This window comes from Caballeronia sp. AZ1_KS37, from assembly GCF_023631165.1.
GTDB lineage: Bacteria > Pseudomonadota > Gammaproteobacteria > Burkholderiales > Burkholderiaceae > Caballeronia > Caballeronia zhejiangensis.
In genome coordinates this window covers 84,711-104,136 of sequence record NZ_JALQDP010000005.1, presented here as the reverse complement: position 1 = coordinate 104,136, position 19,426 = coordinate 84,711, and the positions used below count along the sequence as shown (strand labels likewise).

At 65.0% G+C, this 19,426-nt stretch carries 19 protein-coding genes; 12 read left to right on the top strand and 7 right to left on the bottom strand.

Going from position 1 to position 19,426, the window contains the following annotated elements:
- Positions 1-35: 35 nt before the first annotated feature.
- The 3 genes from aroC to NCS00_RS05795 form a co-directional block, all read right to left on the bottom strand.
- Positions 36-1,142: a chorismate synthase gene (gene aroC, locus NCS00_RS05805; protein WP_250439580.1), complete on the bottom strand. Its 1,107-nt coding sequence runs from the start codon at positions 1,140-1,142 to the stop codon at positions 36-38.
- A gap of 53 nt (positions 1,143-1,195) precedes the next feature.
- The gene (locus NCS00_RS05800; RefSeq protein ID WP_250439579.1) at positions 1,196-3,136 is read right to left on the bottom strand and encodes an MFS transporter; all 1,941 of its coding nucleotides are present in this window, start codon (positions 3,134-3,136) and stop codon (positions 1,196-1,198) included.
- Positions 3,137-3,319: 183 nt separating this feature from the next.
- Complete coding sequence (locus NCS00_RS05795; protein ID WP_008350333.1) at positions 3,320-3,772, bottom strand: CBS domain-containing protein; 453 nt, start codon at positions 3,770-3,772, stop codon at positions 3,320-3,322.
- A 249-nt stretch (positions 3,773-4,021) separates the two neighbouring features.
- Between NCS00_RS05795 and NCS00_RS05790 the strand changes: the two genes are divergently transcribed.
- The 3 genes from NCS00_RS05790 to NCS00_RS05780 all read left to right on the top strand — a co-directional run bounded on the left by NCS00_RS05790 (position 4,022) and on the right by NCS00_RS05780 (position 6,642).
- On the top strand, positions 4,022-5,359 hold the full coding sequence (locus NCS00_RS05790) for an O-acetylhomoserine aminocarboxypropyltransferase (protein ID WP_033537221.1): 1,338 nt from the start codon (positions 4,022-4,024) through the stop codon (positions 5,357-5,359).
- Positions 5,356-6,198, top strand: coding sequence for an alpha/beta fold hydrolase (locus NCS00_RS05785; protein WP_250439576.1), 843 nt, complete (start codon positions 5,356-5,358; stop codon positions 6,196-6,198). Before NCS00_RS05790 ends, NCS00_RS05785 begins: the two co-directional genes overlap by 4 nt.
- Positions 6,199-6,321: 123 nt before the next feature.
- A complete protein-coding gene (locus NCS00_RS05780) occupies positions 6,322-6,642 on the top strand; it encodes an Mpo1-like protein (protein ID WP_008350338.1) in 321 nt (106 codons plus the stop codon).
- Positions 6,643-6,660: 18 nt separating this feature from the next.
- On the opposite strand, the gene NCS00_RS05775 is transcribed toward NCS00_RS05780, so the two are convergent.
- Complete coding sequence (locus tag NCS00_RS05775) at positions 6,661-7,968, bottom strand: YihY family inner membrane protein (RefSeq protein ID WP_175979951.1); 1,308 nt, start codon at positions 7,966-7,968, stop codon at positions 6,661-6,663.
- A 94-nt stretch (positions 7,969-8,062) separates the two neighbouring features.
- Here NCS00_RS05775 and wrbA point away from each other — a divergent pair, with 94 nt between their 5' ends.
- The 5 genes from wrbA to NCS00_RS05750 all read left to right on the top strand — a co-directional run bounded on the left by wrbA (position 8,063) and on the right by NCS00_RS05750 (position 12,229).
- Positions 8,063-8,683, top strand: a complete 621-nt coding sequence (gene wrbA / locus NCS00_RS05770) for an NAD(P)H:quinone oxidoreductase (protein ID WP_250439574.1) — start codon at positions 8,063-8,065, stop codon at positions 8,681-8,683.
- On the top strand, positions 8,680-9,075 hold the full coding sequence (locus NCS00_RS05765) for a DUF2069 domain-containing protein (protein ID WP_034472069.1): 396 nt from the start codon (positions 8,680-8,682) through the stop codon (positions 9,073-9,075). The genes wrbA and NCS00_RS05765 overlap by 4 nt, the downstream gene beginning before the upstream one ends.
- A 160-nt stretch (positions 9,076-9,235) precedes the next feature.
- Complete coding sequence (locus tag NCS00_RS05760) at positions 9,236-10,690, top strand: FAD-binding oxidoreductase (protein WP_250439571.1); 1,455 nt, start codon at positions 9,236-9,238, stop codon at positions 10,688-10,690.
- Positions 10,687-11,490 (top strand): metallophosphoesterase, encoded by an 804-nt coding sequence (locus NCS00_RS05755; RefSeq protein WP_244807930.1) that lies wholly within the window; start codon positions 10,687-10,689, stop codon positions 11,488-11,490. The genes NCS00_RS05760 and NCS00_RS05755 overlap by 4 nt, the downstream gene beginning before the upstream one ends.
- Before the next feature lie 28 nt (positions 11,491-11,518).
- Entirely contained in the window at positions 11,519-12,229 is a 711-nt protein-coding gene (locus tag NCS00_RS05750) for an SOS response-associated peptidase (RefSeq protein WP_008350351.1), read from the top strand.
- 18 nt (positions 12,230-12,247) lie between these two features.
- Here the strand turns inward: NCS00_RS05750 and NCS00_RS05745 are convergent, their stop codons facing one another.
- Together NCS00_RS05745 and NCS00_RS05740 are read right to left on the bottom strand one after the other, a co-directional pair.
- Entirely contained in the window at positions 12,248-12,406 is a 159-nt protein-coding gene (locus NCS00_RS05745) for a hypothetical protein (RefSeq protein WP_175979947.1), read from the bottom strand.
- Positions 12,407-12,530: 124 nt separating this feature from the next.
- Complete coding sequence (locus NCS00_RS05740) at positions 12,531-13,469, bottom strand: LysR family transcriptional regulator (RefSeq protein ID WP_008350353.1); 939 nt, start codon at positions 13,467-13,469, stop codon at positions 12,531-12,533.
- A gap of 167 nt (positions 13,470-13,636) precedes the next feature.
- On the opposite strand from NCS00_RS05740, the gene NCS00_RS05735 reads away from it, so the two are divergent.
- The 4 genes from NCS00_RS05735 to NCS00_RS05720 are packed head-to-tail and all read left to right on the top strand — an operon-like array spanning position 13,637 to position 18,447.
- On the top strand, positions 13,637-15,148 hold the full coding sequence (locus NCS00_RS05735; RefSeq protein WP_250439569.1) for an efflux transporter outer membrane subunit: 1,512 nt from the start codon (positions 13,637-13,639) through the stop codon (positions 15,146-15,148).
- Positions 15,149-15,150: 2 nt separating this feature from the next.
- Positions 15,151-17,352, top strand: coding sequence for an FUSC family protein (locus NCS00_RS05730; protein ID WP_250439567.1), 2,202 nt, complete (start codon positions 15,151-15,153; stop codon positions 17,350-17,352).
- Positions 17,339-17,542 (top strand): DUF1656 domain-containing protein, encoded by a 204-nt coding sequence (locus NCS00_RS05725; RefSeq protein WP_250434500.1) that lies wholly within the window; start codon positions 17,339-17,341, stop codon positions 17,540-17,542. The genes NCS00_RS05730 and NCS00_RS05725 overlap by 14 nt, the downstream gene beginning before the upstream one ends.
- Positions 17,543-17,583: 41 nt before the next feature.
- Positions 17,584-18,447, top strand: a complete 864-nt coding sequence (locus NCS00_RS05720) for an efflux RND transporter periplasmic adaptor subunit (protein ID WP_008350358.1) — start codon at positions 17,584-17,586, stop codon at positions 18,445-18,447.
- Positions 18,448-18,513: 66 nt separating this feature from the next.
- Here NCS00_RS05720 and NCS00_RS05715 read toward each other — a convergent pair whose 3' ends face one another.
- Entirely contained in the window at positions 18,514-19,317 is an 804-nt protein-coding gene (locus NCS00_RS05715; protein ID WP_008350359.1) for an ABC transporter substrate-binding protein, read from the bottom strand.
- Between the last annotated feature and the right edge of the window lie 109 nt (positions 19,318-19,426).

Here is a 19,426-nt window from a genome sequence, read left to right as displayed (position 1 = left end):
AACGACAAAGGGCGCCAAATCGGCGCCCTTTTCTTTTAATTCGACGGCGCTTGAGCCGCGATCTTCGGCGTTCCGACGACCACATCGCCGCATTGCGCACGATGCCGCAGCGCGTGATCCATCAGCACCAGCGCGAGCAGCGCTTCGGCGATCGGCGTCGCGCGGATGCCGACGCACGGATCGTGACGGCCGAAGGTCTCGACCGTTGCACTGGCGCCGTCCTTGTCGATCGACTGACGCGGCGTGCGGATGCTCGACGTCGGCTTGATGGCGATCGACACCGTGATGTCCTGCCCGCTCGAAATGCCGCCGAGGATGCCGCCCGCATTGTTCGTCGCGAAGCCTTCGGGCGTCATTTCGTCGCCGTGCTGCGAGCCGCGTTGCGCGACGCTCGCGAAGCCCGCGCCGATCTCGACGGCCTTCACGGCGTTCAGGCCCATCATCGCGTGGGCGATATCGGCGTCCAGGCGATCGTAAAGCGGCTCGCCGAGACCGACCGGCACGCCCGTCGCGACGACTTCGATGCGCGCACCGACCGAATCGCCGTCGCGACGCAGGTTGTCCATGTATTCCTCGAGCTGCGGCACGATTGCTTCGTTCGCCGAGAAAAACGGATTCTCGGGCACGTGGCGCCAGTCGACGAACGGAATGTCGATTTCCCCGAGCGCGCTCATGCGGCCGTGCGTTTCGAGACCGAACTTCTCACGCAACCACTTCTTCGCAACCGCGCCGGCGGCGACGGTCGGCGCGGTCAGCCGCGCCGATGACCGGCCACCGCCGCGATAGTCGCGCACGCCGTACTTCTGCCAATAGGTGTAGTCCGCGTGACCGGGACGGAAGGTCTGCGCGATGTTGCCGTAGTCCTTGCTGCGCTGATCGGTATTGCGGATCAGGAGCGCGATCGGCGTGCCGGTCGTCACGCCCTCGAAGACGCCGGAAAGAATCTCGACCTGATCCGCTTCCTGCCGCTGCGTCACGTGACGCGACGTGCCGGGGCGGCGCCGGTCGAGTTCGATCTGAATATCGGCTTCGCTGAGCGCCATGCCCGGCGGGCAACCATCGATCACGCAGCCGATCGCCGGACCGTGCGACTCGCCGAAATTCGTGACGGTGAAGAGCGTGCCAAGGGTATTGCCGGACATGAGCGTCGACCTGAAAAAAAGTGTCGGGGAAACCGGTATTATGCCAGCGCCGTCTACCGCCGCGCGCCGCGCAAGACCGACACGGCTTCCTGCAGATGCGCGGGCGTCGCGTCCTCTGGCGCGATCGGTTCGCCGACCGCGAGCGTCAGCCGCGTCATCGCCCCACGCTGGATCGGACGCGGCCATTGCGCATCTTCGTGGCGCGAGAACACGCTGCCCCACAGACCGCGCAGCGCCATCGGCACGACGGGCGCCGGATGGCGCCGCAGAATCTCCGAGATGCCGTGCCGGAAGGGATTGATATCCCCCGTGCGCGTCAGCTTGCCTTCGGGAAAGATGCAGACGAGATCGCCGTCATCCAAAGCCCGCGTGCAGGCGGCGTACGCGCGTTCGAGCATGTCGGCGTCTTCGTGTGCGGGCGCGATCGGAATCGCCTTCACATGCCGGAACATCCAGCCGACGAACGGCGTGCGAAAGATGCGGTGATCCATCACGAAGCGAATCGGCCGCGGACTTTCGGCCATGATGACGACCGCATCGACGAAGCTCACGTGATTGCACACGAGCACGGCCGCGCCATGCGCCGGGATGCGCTCGGCGTCGACGAGACGGATCCGATAGAACGTGTGCACCAGAATCCACGCGATGAAGCGCAGCAAGAACTCCGGCACCAGCGAATAGATATAGACCGCGACGACGACATTGAGCAGCGCGGTCGTCAGAAAGAGTCCCGGAATGCCGACGCCCAACGACGTAAGCGCGAGCGCCATCAGCGCCGACACGATCATGAAAAACGAATTGAGGATGTTGTTCGCCGCGATGATGCGCGCGCGATGAGTCGGCTGACTGCGCGCCTGGATCAGCGCGTAGAGCGGCACGCTGTAGAAGCCGCCGAACATGGCGAGCAGAAAGAGGTCCGCGAGAATGCGCCAGTGCGGCAGCGTCATCAGGAATTCGCCGACGTTGAGCAGATGCCCGGCCGGCGCGATGCGATGGCTCGCGAAGAACAAATCGATCGCGAACACGCTGATGCCGATCGAGCCGAGCGGCACGAGCCCGATCTCGACGCGCCGCTTCGAAAGCCGCTCGCACAGTAGCGATCCCGTGCCGATGCCGATGGAAAACGTCGCGAGAAGGATGGTCACGACGTCGGGATCGGCGGAAAGCACGTCCTTCGCGAAATTGAAGAACGATGTGAGAAAGGTTGCGCCGACGAACCACAGCCACGAAATGCCGAGCAGGCTCAGAAACACCGTGCGGTCCTGCTTCGCGAGCTTCAGATTGCGCCATGTCTCCGAGACCGGATTCCAGTTGATGCGCAAGTCCGGCTGCGATGCGTCCGACTTCGGCACGAACGCCGACGCTACGCGCCCGACGATCGCGAACGCGATGCACGCGATCGCGAGGAGCATCGCGCCGTGTTCCGACGCGCCCGCCGCCGCCCCGCCGATGATCGTGCCGATCAGGATCGCGACGAAGGTGCCCATCTCGACGAGTCCGTTGCCGCCGACGAGTTCATGCGAATCGAGATGCTGCGGCAGATACGCGTATTTCACGGGGCCGAAGACGGTCGAATGCACGCCCATCAAAAACGTGCACGCGTAAAGCAGCGGCGCGCTGTGCAGCAGAAAACCCGCGCCGCCGATCAGCATCACGACGATCTCGAAGCTCTTCACGAGCCGCGCGAGCACGGCCTTGTCGTACTTGTCGGCGATCTGGCCGGACGTCGCGGAGAACAGCAAGAACGGCACGATGAAAATCGCGGAAATGAGAAACGCGGCGGTCTTCGGATCGACGCCGGAGAAGCGCGCGGCCTGAAACGTCACGAGCGACGTGAAGCCGACCTTGAAGACGTTGTCGTTCATTGCGCCGAGGAACTGCGTCCAGAAGAACGGCGCGAAACGGCGCTCGCGCAACAGGCGAAACTGGCCGTCGCCTTCGGCTTGGGAACGTCGGGAAGCGCGCGGCGAGGCGCGCAGCGGTTTGTCACTCATGTCTTGCGCAATAGTTGAGTTCGGCGTTGATCGCGCAATGTCCGCGGTCGAATCCGAATGGAAGGGAAACCGGGCGAAATGCTAACCCTCCCACTTGGGCCAGACGTAAAAAAGCGCGCCATGAGGGCGCGCTTCGGTGGGTCCGATGCACGCGAAGCGCGACGCCTCGCGACATCGACATGCTCAGCGTGCTTCTTCCTGCTGCTCCGGCCAGTCGCGGATATACGCCTTCAGCATGCGATTTTCGAAGCCCTGCTCTTCGACGACCGCCTTGGCGACGTCATAAAACGAGATGACGCCCATCAACTGACGCTTTTCCATGACCGGCAGATAGCGCACGTGATGTTCGAGCATCATGCGGCGCACTTCGTTTACGTCCGTTTCGGGCGTGCAGGTGAGCGGATGGTCGTCCATGACCTTGCGGATGGTCGTCGCGCCGACCGAGCCGCCATTGTTGTGCAACGTCAGGATGATTTCGCGGAAAGTCAGCATGCCGACCAGATCGCCGTACTCCATGACGACGAGCGAGCCGATATCGTGCGCGGCCATCGTGTCGATTGCGTCGGAGAGCGGCGTGTCCGGTGTCACGGTGAACAGCGTGTTGCCCTTAACTTTCAGAATGTCGCTGACTCGCATGACTGTCTCCTAGCGAAATGCCTGTTCGATTGGCCGAACGATGATGAAACCATAGGCCGATGCTATCGGAAAGGCCCGCAAAAGGAAAGCGAACGGGACGACGGTTCGCCCGCATTGGCCGAACGGACAAGGCTTTGCGCGATCGAAGGCCGCGCGTTCGCCCTAGGTTTGGGCGCGCGCATCCGATGTTAGGATGATTGACCCTCATTTTCGCCGCACGCCGGCCGTCTCGCGCGCCGGCCGCCTATGATGCCAGCCAACCGTTTCGACACGCTCGCGCTGCACGCGGGCGCCGCGCCCGATCCCGTCACCGGCGCGCGCGCGACGCCGATTTATCAGACGACGTCGTTCACCTTTCGCGACAGCGATCACGCCGCCGCGCTCTTCAATATGGAGCGCTCGGGGCACGTGTACTCGCGCATCTCGAATCCGACCGTCGCGGTGTTCGAGGAGCGCGTCGCGGCGCTCGAAGGCGGCGTCGGCGCCATCGGCACGGCGAGCGGCCAGGCCGCGCTGCATCTCGCGATCGCGACGCTGATGGGCGCGGGCTCGCACATCGTCGCGTCCAGCGCGCTCTACGGCGGCTCGCACAATCTGCTGCATTACACGCTGCGGCGCTTCGGCATCGAGACGACATTCGTGAAGCCGCACGATCTCGATGCATGGCGCGCGGCGGCACGGCCGAACACGCGGCTTTTCTTCGGCGAAACGCTCGGCAATCCGGGGCTCGACGTGCTCGACATTGCAGGCGTCGCGGAAATTGCGCACGAGCACGCCGTGCCGCTGCTCGTCGATTCCACGTTCACGACGCCGTATCTGCTGCGTCCGTTCGAGCACGGCGCGGATCTCGTCTATCACTCCGCGACCAAGTTTCTCGGCGGACATGGGACGACGATCGGCGGCGTGCTCGTCGACGGCGGCACGTTCGATTTCACCGCGAGCGGACGCTTCCCCGAGTTCACCGAGCCTTACGACGGCTTTCACGGCATGGTGTTCGCCGAAGAGAGCACCGTCGCGCCGTTCCTGTTGCGCGCGCGGCGCGAAGGCTTGCGCGATTTCGGCGCGTGTCTGCATCCGCAGGCGGCGTGGCAACTGCTGCAAGGCATCGAAACCTTGCCGCTACGCATGGATCGGCATGTCGCGAACACGCGCAAGGTGATCGAGTTCCTGCTGAGTTCGCCGGCAGTGGAAGGCGTGGCCTATCCCGAACTGCCGACGCATCGCGATCACGCGCTCGCCGGACGTCTCTTGCCGCGCGGCGCCGGCGCGGTCTTCAGCTTCGATCTGAAGGGCGGCGTGCCGGCGGCGCGCAAGTTCATCGAAACGCTCACGCTGTTTTCACATCTCGCGAACGTCGGCGATGCGCGCTCGCTCGTGATTCATCCCGCATCGACGACGCACTTCCGCATGGATGCCGCCGCGCTCGAAGCTGCGGGCATCGGGCCGGGGCGCATCCGTCTGTCGATCGGACTGGAAGATCCCGACGATCTCATCGACGATCTCAAGCGCGCGCTGAAAGCCGCGCAGAAAGCGGCAGAAAGCGCTCCGGACGCGAGCGCCGCCGCGCCGCTCGGGAGCCGCGCATGATCCTCGACGTCCACGGCCGCGCGGCCTATGCCTACACCGGCGGCAAGCCTTTCGACGCGACGCGCCCCGCCGTCGTGTTCATTCACGGCGCGGAACACGAACACAGCGTCTGGGCCTTGCAGACGCGCTATTTCGCGCATCACGGTTTCGGCGTGCTGGCGCTCGATCTGCCGAGTCACGGAAGAAGCGTCGGTCCCGCGCTTTCGACCATCGGCGAGTTCGCCGACTGGGTCATCGCCGTGCTCGACGCGGCCGGCGTGCAGCAAGCGCTCTTCGTCGGCCACAGCATGGGCTCGCTGATCGCACTCGATGCCGCTGGCCGCTATCCCGACCGCGCGGCGGGTCTCGCCCTGCTCGCGACGGCCGCGCCGATGGCCGTCTCCGATACGCTGCTCGACGCCGCACGCGAGCACGAGCCCGAAGCCATCGCGATGGTCAACCAATGGTCGCATTCGACGATCGCCGCGAAGCCGTCGAGTCCCGCGCCGGGCTTCTGGCTGCAAGGCGTGAATCAGCGGCTCATGGAACGCGTGAGCCTGCGCGGCGAAGCGCTGCTTTTTCACACCGATTTCAGCGCCTGCAACACCTACGCCGACGCGCTCGAACGCGCGGCCGCCGTGCGTTGCCCGGTGTGCATCGTGAGCGGCAAGCGCGACCTGATGACGCCGCCGCGCGCTGCCCGTCCGCTCGTCGATGCCTTCAGGAAAGCCGGCGCGTCCTTGAAGACCGTGGAACTCGATGCGGGCCACGCGATCATGACCGAGCAGCCCGACGCGACGCTCGATGCGCTGTTCGCTTTCGCGCTCGCGTGCGCCAGCGCGAAAGCGCCGTCGGCCTGAAAACGCGCGTGCGGCGGGCCGCGCAAGCCCGCCGTGGCTGCTTGCATGGCGCGACTGGCAGTCGCAGAATGATTCTTGCTGGCTAATCTTCAGACACCGGCACGCATCATCAGGGAGGCCGTCATGGCGCACACCGCACATGGTGAACATTTCGCGAATTTCGCCGAGTTTTATCCCTATTACCTCGAAGAGCATCGCAACCTGGTGTCGCGCAGGCTGCACTTCATCGGATCGCTGGGCGTGATCGGCTGCCTCGCGATGGCGATCGCAACCGGCGACTGGCTCTGGCTGCCCGCGGCCGTCGTCTGCGGTTACGGCTTCGCGTGGATCGGCCATTTCTTTTTCGAGAAGAACCGCCCCGCGACGTTTCGCCACCCGATCTACAGCCTGATGGGCGACTGGGTGATGTTCAAGGACATCTGCGTCGGCAGAATCTCGCTTTGATATGCGTCGAACGAAGGCTCAGGCCGGCTGCTCCGGCATCGACGAGCGCGGCACCTCGCGCAGACGCGCGCTCGTCAGCGCAGACGCGCGTGCCGCGATCAGCGAGCCGAGCGTGATTTCCAGCTTCTCGTTATCCAGCGCGTTCATCAGCGCGCCGCAGTCGACCTGCGCCGCATCCAGCTTCAGTTGATATTCGAGTTCCGCGCGATCGATCACGAACTGCTCGAAGAGCATCGTCACCGTGATCTGATTCGGATTGGCGATCAGCACATAACGCGGCATGCGCGAATCCTCCAGCCTGCCGATCCAGCCGAGCGCGTCGAGCCGCGCGATCAGCCTCGTCGACGTATCGAGATCGCAGCGCGCCAGGGTCGAAAGCTGCAAGGACGTGTAGCCGGGCTTGCCCTCGTCCCGCGCCTCGACGAGCCGCGCGAGGATCTCGAGTGCATCGAGCAGATCGCTGCCCGGAAAATCGCGCCGATGATATTGCCCCGTGCGAATCGCAGGCAGCGCGGATGTGACCATCGCGCCGATGAGCGCGAACATCCAGCACAGATACACCCACAGCAGAAAGACCGGCAGCGCCGCGAACGCGCCGTAGACGGCGGTGTAGGTCGGAATGCGCCGTACGTAATAGCCGAAGCCGCGCTTGCCGAGTTCGAACGCGACGGCCGCGATCAGCCCGCCGACGATCGCATCGCGCCATTCGACCTTGCAGTTCGGCATATAGACGTAGATGAACGTGAAGGCGAGCGCCGTGAGCGGCAGCGAGACGCCTGTGAGCGCCCATTCGACAATCGGCGGCATCAGGTTGTGCGAGCCCGCGAACGCGACCGAATGCGCGAACACGTACGAGGAGATCGACAGGCTGCAGCCGAAGAGAATCGGCCCGAGCGTGATGATCGACCAGTAGACGAGCACGCGCTGCGCGATCGGGCGCGCCTTCTTCACGCGCCAGATCACGTTGAACGCGGACTCGACCGTCATCATCGTCATGACGGAGGTCACGAACAGGATGATCATGCCGACGGTCGTCAGCCCCTTCGCCTTCGACGCGAACTGGTTCAGATACTTGAAGATCTGATCGTTGATCTGCGGCGGCATCAGGTGCACCGCGAGGAAGTCCTGAAGCGACGCCTGGAAGGAGCCAAAGATCGGGAACGCGGTGAAGAGCGCGAACGCGACCGTGGCGAGTGGCACGAGCGACAACACGCTCGTGAACGTGAGGCTGCCCGCCACTTGCGCGACGCGGTCTTCGCCGATGCGCCGCGCGACAAAACTGGCGAGACGCCTGACCGCCGCGAGATCGATAAAAACGTGCTGCAAACGCGTTCTCCCGTCATGGCGTCCCGCGTGCAAAGCCGCTTCTCGCCACGAAAATCACCCAATACCTATAATAGCCGTTCACTAAAAAAGCCTTATGAACGACATCCTCGTGCTTTACTACAGCCGCCACGGCGCGACGCGCGAGCTCGCACTCGCAATCGCCCAGGGCGTCGATAGCGTGGCCGGCATGCAGTCGCGTGTGCGAACCGTGCCGCCGGTTTCCACGGTCTGCGAAGCGACCCAGCCCGACATTCCCGCCGACGGACCGCCCTACGCCGAATTGCGCGATCTCGAAGAATGCGCCGGCCTCGCGCTCGGCTCGCCTACGCGCTTCGGCAACATGGCCGCGCCGCTCAAGTACTTCCTCGACGGCACCACGCCGCAATGGCTGTCCGGCGCGCTTTCGGGCAAGCCTGCCAGCGTGTTCACGTCCACCGGCAGCCTGCACGGCGGCCAGGAAAGCACGCTTCTTTCGATGATGCTGCCGCTGCTGCACCACGGCATGATGATCGTCGGCATCCCGTACACCGAATCGCGGCTCACCACGACGCAAAGCGGCGGCACGCCCTACGGCGCGTCTCATCACGCCCGCGCGGGCGGCGACGAAAATCAGCGGCACGGCATTTCCGCCGACGAGAAGGCGCTCGCAATCGCGCTCGGCGCGCGGCTCGCACGCACCGCGCTGAATCTCGTGCGCGGCGCCCGCTCCGCATGACGACGCCGACCTCCACAGCACGTCCCAACGGCGCGCTCGCATCGGGCGCGCTTGCGAGCCTCGTGGCGCTCGTCGTGCTCGCGCTCGTCTGGGAGCTCTGGCTCGCGCCGCTGCGTCCGGGCGCATGGGCGCTCGCGCTGAAGGCGCTGCCGCTCGCGTGCGCGCTGCCGGGCGTCGCGCGCAAAAATCTCTACACGCTGCAATGGGCGTCGATGCTCGTGCTGCTGTATTTCGCCGAAGGCATCGTGCGCGGCATGACCGATGCGCGCCTCCCCGCGTCGCTCGCCTGGCTGGAAGCAGCGCTCGCCCTCGCGTTCTTCGTCTGCGCGCTCGCGTACGTCGCGCCCTTCAAACGCGCGGCCCGGTTGAACGCTCGTGCGGAAAAAAGCTGAAACGTTCGCTTTTTTCGCCCGCGTTCTGCCCGGACGTGATGCTTTGTAGCATGAAACCTCACCGTGCGCGCGTGCCTATGCCATTCGGACGAGGGTCGCGCGCCGCTCGCCTGCGCGATACTGTGCACTACGCTCTACCGGATCCTTTGCCCATCTGCCCATGACCGCCACTCAAGCTTTCATCGCCGCGTGCGCCGACGCTCTCGGTGCATCGCATGTCCTGACCGACGCCTACGATACCGAGCCGTACCTCGTCGACTGGCGCAAGCGCTATCGCGGCACTGCGTGCGCCGTGCTGCTGCCCGCCGATACCGCGCAGGTCGCGGCCGTGGTCCGGATCGCTCGCGAGCATCGCGTCGCGATCGTGCCGCAGGGCGGCAACACCGGTCTCGCAGGCGGCGCAACGCCAGATTCGAGCGGGGCGCAAGCCGTCATCAGCCTGAAGCGGCTCAATCGCGTGCGCGGCGTCGATCCGCATAACAACACGATCACCGTCGAAGCGGGCGTCGTGCTCGCCGAAATCCAGGCGCGCGCCGAAGAAGCGCAACGGCTGTTCCCGTTGAGTCTCGCCGCCGAAGGCAGCTGCACCATCGGCGGCAATCTCTCGACGAACGCGGGCGGCACCGGCGTGCTGCGCTATGGCAACACGCGCGAGCTGTGTCTCGGCCTCGAAGTCGTGACGCCGCAGGGCGAAATCTGGGACGGCCTTCGCGGGCTGCGCAAGGACAACACCGGCTACGATCTGCGCGATCTCTTCATCGGGGCGGAAGGCACGCTAGGCATCATCACGGCGGCGGTCATGAAGCTGCATCCCGCGCCGGTCGCGAAGGTCACGGCGCTGGCCGGGCTCGCTTCGCCGCATGCCGCGCTCGACTTTCTCTCGCTGGCGCAGCATCACGCGGGCGCGCTTCTGACCGGCTTCGAGCTGATGTCCGATTTCTCGATGCGGCTCGTCGGCAAGCATTTCCCGCAACTGCGCTATCCGTTCGGCGAACCGCACGCGCAAACCGTGCTGCTCGAACTTTCCGACAGCGAGAGCGACGAGCACGCCCGCGCCCTCTTCGAACGGCTGATGGAAGAAGCGCTCGAGAAGGGCATCGTGGAAGATGCCGTCGTCGCGGAAAACCTCGCGCAGTCGCAGGCTTTCTGGGATCTGCGCGAGCATATTCCGCTCGCGCAGGCCGAGGAAGGTCTGAACATCAAACATGACATCGCCGTGCCCATTTCGAGCATCGGGCGGTTCATCGAGGAAACCGATGCGATCATCGCGAAGACAGTGCCCGGCGTGCGCATGGTGACGTTCGGCCATCTCGGCGACGGCAACCTGCACTACAACGTGCAGGCGCCCGAAGGCGTCGACCCAAAGCGCTTCCTCGGCGAATTCCAGACGCCGATCAACGCGCTCGTGTATGACCAGGTGCACCGGCACCGCGGCAGCATCAGCGCGGAGCACGGCATCGGCCAGTTGAAGGTGGATGAAGCGATGCACTACAAGTCGCCGGTCGAAGTCCGTCTCATGCAGACGATCAAGGCCGCGCTCGATCCGTACAACCTGATGAATCCCGGCAAGGTCGTGCGCTGGAACGCGACGCTCGCGAAGGAGAACATCGCATGAAGATTCGCGTGCTGTCGGACCTGCATCTCGAATGCGACGAGCCGCTGGCGATTCCGTATGCACAGGCCGATCTCGTCGTGCTCGCTGGCGACATTCACAACCACGCCGAAGGTTTGCGTTGGGCCGCGGAAAATTTCGATTCCGACGTGCCCGTCGTCTACGTGCCCGGCAATCACGAATACTACGACGCCGAGTTCGGCGCGATGGAAGCGGCAATGCAGGACGCCGCGCGCAGCGTCGACAACGTGCACTATCTGAACAACGCGTCGCTGGTGGATCGGCGCGGCGCGTGGCGCGTGCTTGGCACGACGCTGTGGACCGACTTCGCGCTGTTCGGCTCCGGCGATGCGCAAATCGAAAACGCCAAGGCCGCGTGCACGAAAGTGATGCTCGACTATAAGGGCCTCATTCAACTCGCGTGGCCCGAGCCGGACGGCGAACCGCGCGAATTCGCACCGGACGATTCCCTCGCGCTGCACGAACAGTCGCGCGCATGGCTCGAGAGCGAACTCGCGAAGCCGTTCGCAGGGCAAACGATCGTCGTCACGCACCACGCGCCGATGCGCCAGAGCCTCGCGCCGCGTTACGCGGAAGATCTCGTGTCCGCGGGCTTCGTGAATCATCTGCCGTCGCTCGCGCGCGCGCCCGCGTCGTTGTGGATTCACGGCCACACGCATACGTCGTTCGATTACGAAGTGGACGGCACGCGCGTCGTGTGCAATCCGCGCGGCTACTTCAGCCGCCGCGAGCAACGGTGGGAGAATCCGGATTTCGCGTGGGACAAGGTCGTCGAAATTTGAAACGTCGCGGACTTTGCGGAGGAACGCCATGTGCGGCCGAATCAGCCAGTACCGACTGCCGATGCATTACGCGCAGCGTCTGCATCTGAGAAATCCGTTCGTGCTGGTCGATGCCGCCGACAGGCGTCCCGGCTATAACCTGTCGCCCGGCACGCATCCGCTCGCCGTCTATCCCGACGAAACCATCCGCGCGGTGCATTGGGGCTATTGCCCGCCGTGGGCGATTCAGAAGAAGCTGCCGCAGACCATCAACGCGCGCGTCGAGACGGCGGCGACGAGCGCGTATTTCAAGCATTTATGGAAGAAGGCGCGCATTCTCGTGCCGGCCGATGGCTGGTTCGAATGGCGTATCGAGCCACGCCCGGGAGACCCCGCCGCGAAGCCTTTCAAGCAGCCCTACTTCATTCAGCGCGCGGACGGCGAGCCGATGTACCTCGCCGCGCTGACGAGCATCATGCGCGACGACGACGCTGCCGCGCCCGGCGCGGGCTTCGTCATCGTGACGGCGGCGGCGGACGAAGGACTCGTCGACGTGCATGACCGGCGTCCGCTCGTGTTCGCGCCGGCAAACGCGCGCCGCTGGCTCGATCCGGACGCGTCGCCCGACGATCTCGCGGCGCTCGTCAAGTCGGACGGCGTGCCGGCGTCGCACTTCGTCTGGCACCGCGTATCGGCCGATGTGAATCGCGCGACCAATGATGAGCCGCGACTCATCGAGCCGCTCGAAGCCTCGCTGTGACGGCCGTGTGAAGTTCGTTTAGCGCCGCCGCCGATCGTCGTCGATACGGATCGGCACCAGGCGCCGCTTCGCCTCGCGCTCCGACTGCGCGCGCATGGCGTTGAACAGATCGCGCGACGCCGGAACGGCGATCAGGACGAGAAGCGCGGCGAGTGCGAGCAAAAGAGGCGTACTCATGTGACTTATCCCGGTCAAAGATGCGTGAGAACCAGTGCAGAAAGTATCAAGCTGCGGACAAATCGTGAGTAAGCAAGTGTTGCGCCGCGGCTTTTTTCGTAACTGAACGCAGCTTCATCCGTGTTCAGGCGACGACGAATTCCTTGAGCGATTCCGCGTCGGCCGCGAGCGTGTCGGGCAGCGCCTCGCGCAGGAACTCGACCCACGTGCGGATCTTGGCATCGAGATACTGCCGCGACGGATAGAGCGCGTACACGTTCAACTCCTGCATCGTGTATTGCGGCAGCACGCGCACGAGCGTGCCCGCGCGCAAGCCCGGCAGCGCGGACGACGTCGGCAGCACGCCAATGCCCATGCTTTCGCGGATCGCGGCGACCATCGCCTCGGCGACGTTGACCGTGAACGTGGACGGCCCGAGACTCACCGTCTCCTGACCGTTCGGGCCGTCGAAAACCCAGCGGTCGGCCGGAAACACCGGCGTCATCAGATGCAGGCAGGTATGGCGCACGAGATCGGAGAGCACGTGCGGCGCGCCGTTCTTCTCGATGTACGCCGGCGACGCGCACGCGATGCTGTACACCGAGCCGAGACGCGCCGACACGAGACCCGAATCCGGCAGATCGGAAGCGAGCACGATCGACACGTCGTAGCCTTCGTCGAGCAGATCGGGCACGCGCTGCGCGAGCGTCAGATCGACCTGCACCGAAGGATGCCGCTGCTGATAGCGCGAAATCATCGGCACGACGTAGTGCTGGCCGAAGCTCGTCATCGAATGGACCTTGAGCTTGCCGGACGGACGCGCGTGCGCATCGCCGGCCTCGGCTTCCGCCTGATCGACATAGGCGAGGATTTGCTCGCAGCGTTGCAGATAGCGCTCGCCCGCTTCGGTGAGCGCGATGCGCCGCGTCGTCCGGTTCAGCAAGCGCGCGCGCAAGTGCGCCTCGAGGTCGGATACGGCGCGCGATGCGTAAGCCGTCGTCGTATTCAGATGCTGCGCGGCCGCGGTGAAGCTGCCCGCTTCCACGACCCGCACAAATACGCGCATGTTCTGAAGCGTGTCCATGCCGCTAATTCCGTCTTAAAAATCGTTCGTGACTCGGATTGTTACACGCGTAACAACAACGATTATCACATCCCTCGTAAAAATGCTTTGCATCCTTACGGGTTATTCGACAATCTGCGCAAAAATATAATCGCTTCTTGGCATCTAATTCATTTTAGGAGTGAATCGTGCGGGGACGACTGTCCAGAAGCGCTGCAGGCGCGGCCGTTCTTGCAGCACTATTAACAATCGGTGGATGCGCAAGCACGGGCAAAATCGCGCCGCAGGATTCCCTCACGGACGCGGCGACGCTCGATGCCGGCAGCGCCATTCGCGCCGCCAACGCAGACGCCCAATGGCCCGCCGAGCAATGGTGGCGCGCCTATCGCGACCCGCAACTCGACGCGTGGATCGCACGCGCGACCGCCGGCAGCCCCACGCTCGCGATGGCCGCGGCGCGCGTGCGCGAAGCGCAGCAACAGGCGGGCGTCGCGCACTCCGAGTTGCTGCCGCACGTCGACGGCTCGATGAGCATCGCTCGCAAGAACTGGCCCAACAACGATTTCTACGGCCCGGGCACGTACGCCGACACGACCACCTGGGACAGCACCGCGGGCCTGTCGCTGTCGTACAACCTCGATCTCTGGCATCGCGACGACAACAACGCCGAGCGCGCGCTGGACGTCGCACACGTTCGCGCCGCCGATGCCCGCGCCGCGCAACTCGAACTAGAAACGAACGTCGTGCGCGCGTATATCGGCTTTTCGCAGTCGTTCGCGCTGCTCGATATCGCGGAGCAGACGCTCGCGCAGCAGGAGCGCATCGCGGATCTCGCGCGGCGACGTTTGAAAGGCGGGCTCGGCACGCAGCTCGAAGTCAGCCAGGCCGAAGCGCCCTTGCCCGAGTACGAACGTCAGGTCGATGTCTACAAGGAAGAGATCCAACTGGCGCGCAACCAGTTGGCGGCGCTCGCCGGCGACGGCCCCGGCGCGGGCGAAGCGCTCACGCGTCCCGACCTGTCGCTCGCCACGCCGCTCCCCCTGCCCTCCGCGCTGCCGGCGGAACTCGTCGGACATCGGCCGGATATCGTCGCGGCGCGCTGGATGGTGGCCGCGCAAGCGCGTGGCATCGATGTCGCGAAGGCCGGGTTCTATCCGAACATCAATCTCGCGGCGTCGCTGACGCAGGCGTTCGCGGGCGGCGCGCTGCTCTCGTTCCTGACGCGCGACGCATCGGGCTACAGCTTCGGCCCCGCGATCTCGCTGCCGATCTTCGAAGGCGGACGCCTGCGCGCGCAGCTCGGCGCGGCATCGGCGCAATACGATCAGGCCGTCGATCATTACAACGCGACGCTCGTCGCCGCGCTCAAGGACATCGCCGATCAGGTCGTGCGCGTGCATTCGCTCGATACGCAGCTCGAAGCGTCGGGCCGCTCCGTCGCCGCCGCGCGCAAGAACTACGATCTCGCGAACGAAGGCTACAAGCGCGGCCTCACCGATTATCTGAACGTGCTGATCGCGCAGACGCAATTGCTCAAGGCGCAGGACGGCGAGGCGCGCGTGCGCGCGCAACGCCTCGCGTCCTACGCGACGTTGACGTCGGCGCTCGGCGGCGGCATCGACGATCCGTCGAACGGGCCGCAGCAGACCGCGCTCGCGCCGTCGAAGCATATCGGGCCGTTCAGCAAGGCACGGGATTGAGCATGTCGACGCCCGCTTCTCTCATCGGACGACAGCCGCTCAAGGAGGTCGTGCTCGACTGGGCGCGCACCGACGGCCTCGCGTGGATCTACATCTTCAAGGCGGTGCTCGCGGCGCTGCTGTCGCTGTGGATCGCGATGCGCCTCGACATGGCGCAGCCGCGCACCGCGATGACCACCGTGTTCGTCGTGATGCAGCCGCAAAGCGGCATGGTGCTCGCAAAGAGCTTCTATCGTTTCTGCGGAACGATGGTCGGTCTCGTCGTGATGATGATCTTCATCAGCCTGTTCTCTCAGCAGCCGGTGCTGTTCCTCTCGGCGACGGCGCTGTGGGTCGGCGTCTGCACGGCGGGCGCGGCGCGCAATCGCAACTTCCGCTCGTACGGCTTCGTGCTCGCCGGTTACACGGCCGCGCTGATCGGCATTCCGGCGGCGCAGCATCCGGAGGCCGCGTATCTGTCGGCGCTCACGCGCGTCGGCGAAGTGACGCTCGGCATCGTGTGTTCCGGCGCGGTGAGCGCGCTCGTCTTTCCGCAGCACGCGGGCGAGCAGGTTCGCACGACGGTGCGCCGCCGCTTCGCGCAGTTCGTCGATTACGTGTGCCGCGCGCTGTCGGGCAACATGGAACGCGCGCAGATCGAGCGAACCAATCTCGCGTTCGTGTCGGATATCGTCGGCTTCGAGGCCGCGCGCAGCGTCGCCGTGTTCGAGAATCCCGAATCGCGGATGCGCGGCGGGCGGCTCGCACGTCTCAACAGCGAGTTCATGAGCGCGTCGACGCGCTTTCACGCGCTGCATCAGTTGATGAACCGGCTGCGCGAGAACGCATCGGCGACGACGATCGCCGCGCTGGAGCCGTTCTTTCGCGAAGTGCCGCCGCTCTTCTCGGTATCGGGCGAACCGGTGAAAAATGCCGCCGATGCCGCGCACGCCGCCGCGCAACTGCGCGACTACAAGGCCGCATTGCCCCGGCGCGTGCGCGCGACGCGTGCCGCGCTCGAAGCGGATCCGGACTTCGCGCAACTGGAGTTCGATACCGCGACGGAACTGCTGTATCGCTTCGTCGACGACATGCTCGCCTATGCCGAAACGTATGCGTCGCTGAGCTCGCCGTCGCACGAACGCGAGCGCTGGATCGCGCGCTACGTGCCGAAGACGAACCTGCTCGCCGCGGCGATTTCGGGCCTGCGCGGCGCGATCGTGATGTTCGTCCTGTCCGCGTTCTGGATCGCGACGGCGTGGCCGAGCGGCGGCACGATGGTGCTCAACGCGGCGGCCGTGTGCGCGCTCGCGTCGTCGTCGCCGCGTCCGACGCTCATGTCCGCGCAAATGGCGCTCGGCACGATGCTCGCGGCCGTCGCCGGGATGATCGTCGTGTTCGGCGTGTTTCCGCATATCGAGGGCTTCGCGATGATGTGCGCCGCGCTCGCGCCCGCGCTTTTGCTCGGCGCCTATCTGAGCACGCGGCGCGCGCTCGCCGGCGTGGGCATCGGCTATTGCATCTTCTTCTGCTTTCTCGCGGGGCCGGACAATCTCGTGCACTACGATCCGACCGGCTATATGAACGATGCCCTCGCGCTCGTGCTGTCGATGATCGTCGCGGCGGTCGCCTTCGCCGTCCTGCTGCCGACCGATGCGCCGTGGCTGCGGCGTCTCCTGCTCGGCGATCTGCGGCGCGAAGTCGTGAGCGCGCGCCATGGACGTCTCACGCGTCTCACGACGCACTTCGAAAGCCGCACGCGCGATCTGCTCGCGCAAATCAACGCGCTCGCGACCGGACGTCCCGACTTGCAGCGCGATGCGTTGCAATGGCTCTTCGCCGTGCTCGAATTCGGCAACGCGGTGATCGATCTGCGACGCGAGATCGCAGGGCTGTCGAACGCGCCGCAGTACGCGGCGTCCATGCCGTGGCGCCGCTCGATCGACGCGACGCTCGACGCCATCGCGCGCCTTTTCGATCGCCCGAATGCGCAGCGCTTCGACGCCACGCTCGCCGCGACCGAACGCGCGATCGACGATGCGCGGAATGTGCTCGCGCGGTTCGATCTGCCGCGCGAGGAAAAGCATCGGCTGCAGCGCATCGCCAGTCATCTTCATTTTGTCCGGACCGCGCTGCTCGATCACGAATCGCCGTTCGCGCCCTTCGTGCACGGTGCGCCGGTTCGGAAACACACGCCAGAAGGAGCGGACCATGTTCCCGCGTAACGTCGCGATCCTCGAAGCCTATGTGCCGACGATCCTGCTGCTCTTCATCGCCGGCGCGATGATCACATGGGTCGTCGACCGCGCGCTCGCGCTGACGGGCCTTTATCGCGTGGTCTGGCATCCGGCGCTGTTTCGCGCGAGCATGCTCGTCTGCATTTGCGGGACGCTCGGGCTCATCGCGTATCGCTGAATCGACATCACCTTCATACAAGCTGAAAAAGAGTTCGCATCATGATTCTCAGGAAAATCATCGGGCTGGTTTTGACGATCGCCATTTTCGCGGTCGCGCTCGTCATCGGGCGCGTGCTGTGGGTGCATTACATGGACGAGCCGTGGACGCGCGATGGCCGCGTGCGCGCGGATGTCGTCAACGTGGCGCCGGACGTGTCGGGCGCGGTCGTGCAGTTGCCGGTTCGTGACAATCAGTTCGTGAAGAAGGGCGATCTGCTGATGGAGATCGATCCGTCGCATTACCGGATCGCGGTCGAGCAGGCGCAGGCGAACGTCACCGCGCGCGCGGCCGAATTGCGCATGCGCCGTGCGGACGCCGCGCGCCGCGCCGACATGGACAGCCTCGTCGTATCGAAGGAAGCGCGCGAAAACGCGATGCAGACCGCATCGACCGCCGAAGCGCAGTTGCAGCAGGCGCAGGCCGCGCTCGATGCCGCGAAGCTCAACCTCGAACGCACCAAAGTGTTCTCGCCGGTCGACGGCTACGTCACCAACCTGAACGTGTTTCGCGGCGACTACGCGACGGCGGGCGCCGCCAAGCTCGCGATCGTCGACAGTCATTCATTCTGGGTCTATGGATACTTCGAGGAAACGAAGCTGCCGCATGTGCGTATCGGCGACAAGGCATCGATTCGCCTGATGAGCGGCGGCGAGCTGAAGGGGCACGTCGAGAGCATTTCGCGCGGCATCTATGATCGCGACAATCCGCAAAGCCGCGAGCTGCTCGCCGACGTGAACCCGACGTTCAACTGGGTGCGGCTCGCGCAGCGCGTGCCGGTGCGCGTGCATATCGATGAAGTGCCGGATGGGGTGCTGCTGAGTGCGGGGACGACGGCGACGGTGATCGTCACGCCGTCGATGTGACCTAAAAAAAGCCCGCTCCCGGGACCACTCCCGAAGCGGGCTTCTCACATCCGGCAAACCGAAGCCTTACTTCAACACCACCTTCACATCGAAATACTTCTGCGCGAAGCGATCGATCGTCCCGTCGTCCTTCAGCTCCTTCAGCGCGCGATTGAGCGCATCTTTGAGCGCCTTGTCGTTCTTGCGCACGCCGAAGCCGACGCCCGAACCCAGCAGCTTGTCATCCGCCACGGCCGGGCCAGCGAACGCGAAGCCCGCGCCCTGCGGCTGCTTCAGAAAGCCCTTCGACGCCGCTTCGGCATCCTGGAACGCCGCATCGAGTCGGCCCGACGCCAGATCGGCATAAATCTGGTCCTGCGCCTGATACGACTCGACATCGATGCCCGCCGTCGCCCACTTCGCCTTCGCGTAGGTTTCCTGGATCGAGCCCTGGAGCACGCCGACGCGTTTGCCCTTCAAACCCTCGACCGTGGGCTGAATCGCGCTGCCCTTCTTCGCGATCAGCTGATTCGGGATCGTGTAGATCGGATCGGTGAAGTCGATGGCGAGCTTGCGCTTGTCGGTGATCGTCATGTCCGAGTTGATGCCGTCGAACTTGCGCGCCTGCAACGCGGGAATGAGACCGTCGAACGAATTCTCGACCCACACGCACTTCATCTTCAGCTTCGCGCACACCGCGTTGCCGATGTCGATATCGAAGCCCTGCAGCTCGCCGCTCGGCGACTTCGATTCGAACGGGGCGTAAGACGCTTCGACGCCGAAGCGCAGTTGCTTCATGTCATCGGCCGCTTGCGCGTTCGACGCGACGACGGCGGCGCCCAGCACCGCCAGCGCGGCGAGCTTGCGACCGATCAGATGCGATTTCTTCAACTTCCATCTCCTTCCATTGCGGTTCGATACAGGTGTGATGATCCGACACCGGGGCGCGATTGTAGCGCGCACCCGCTGTGCGTCGGATAAACATCGGGAAGTGAATCGA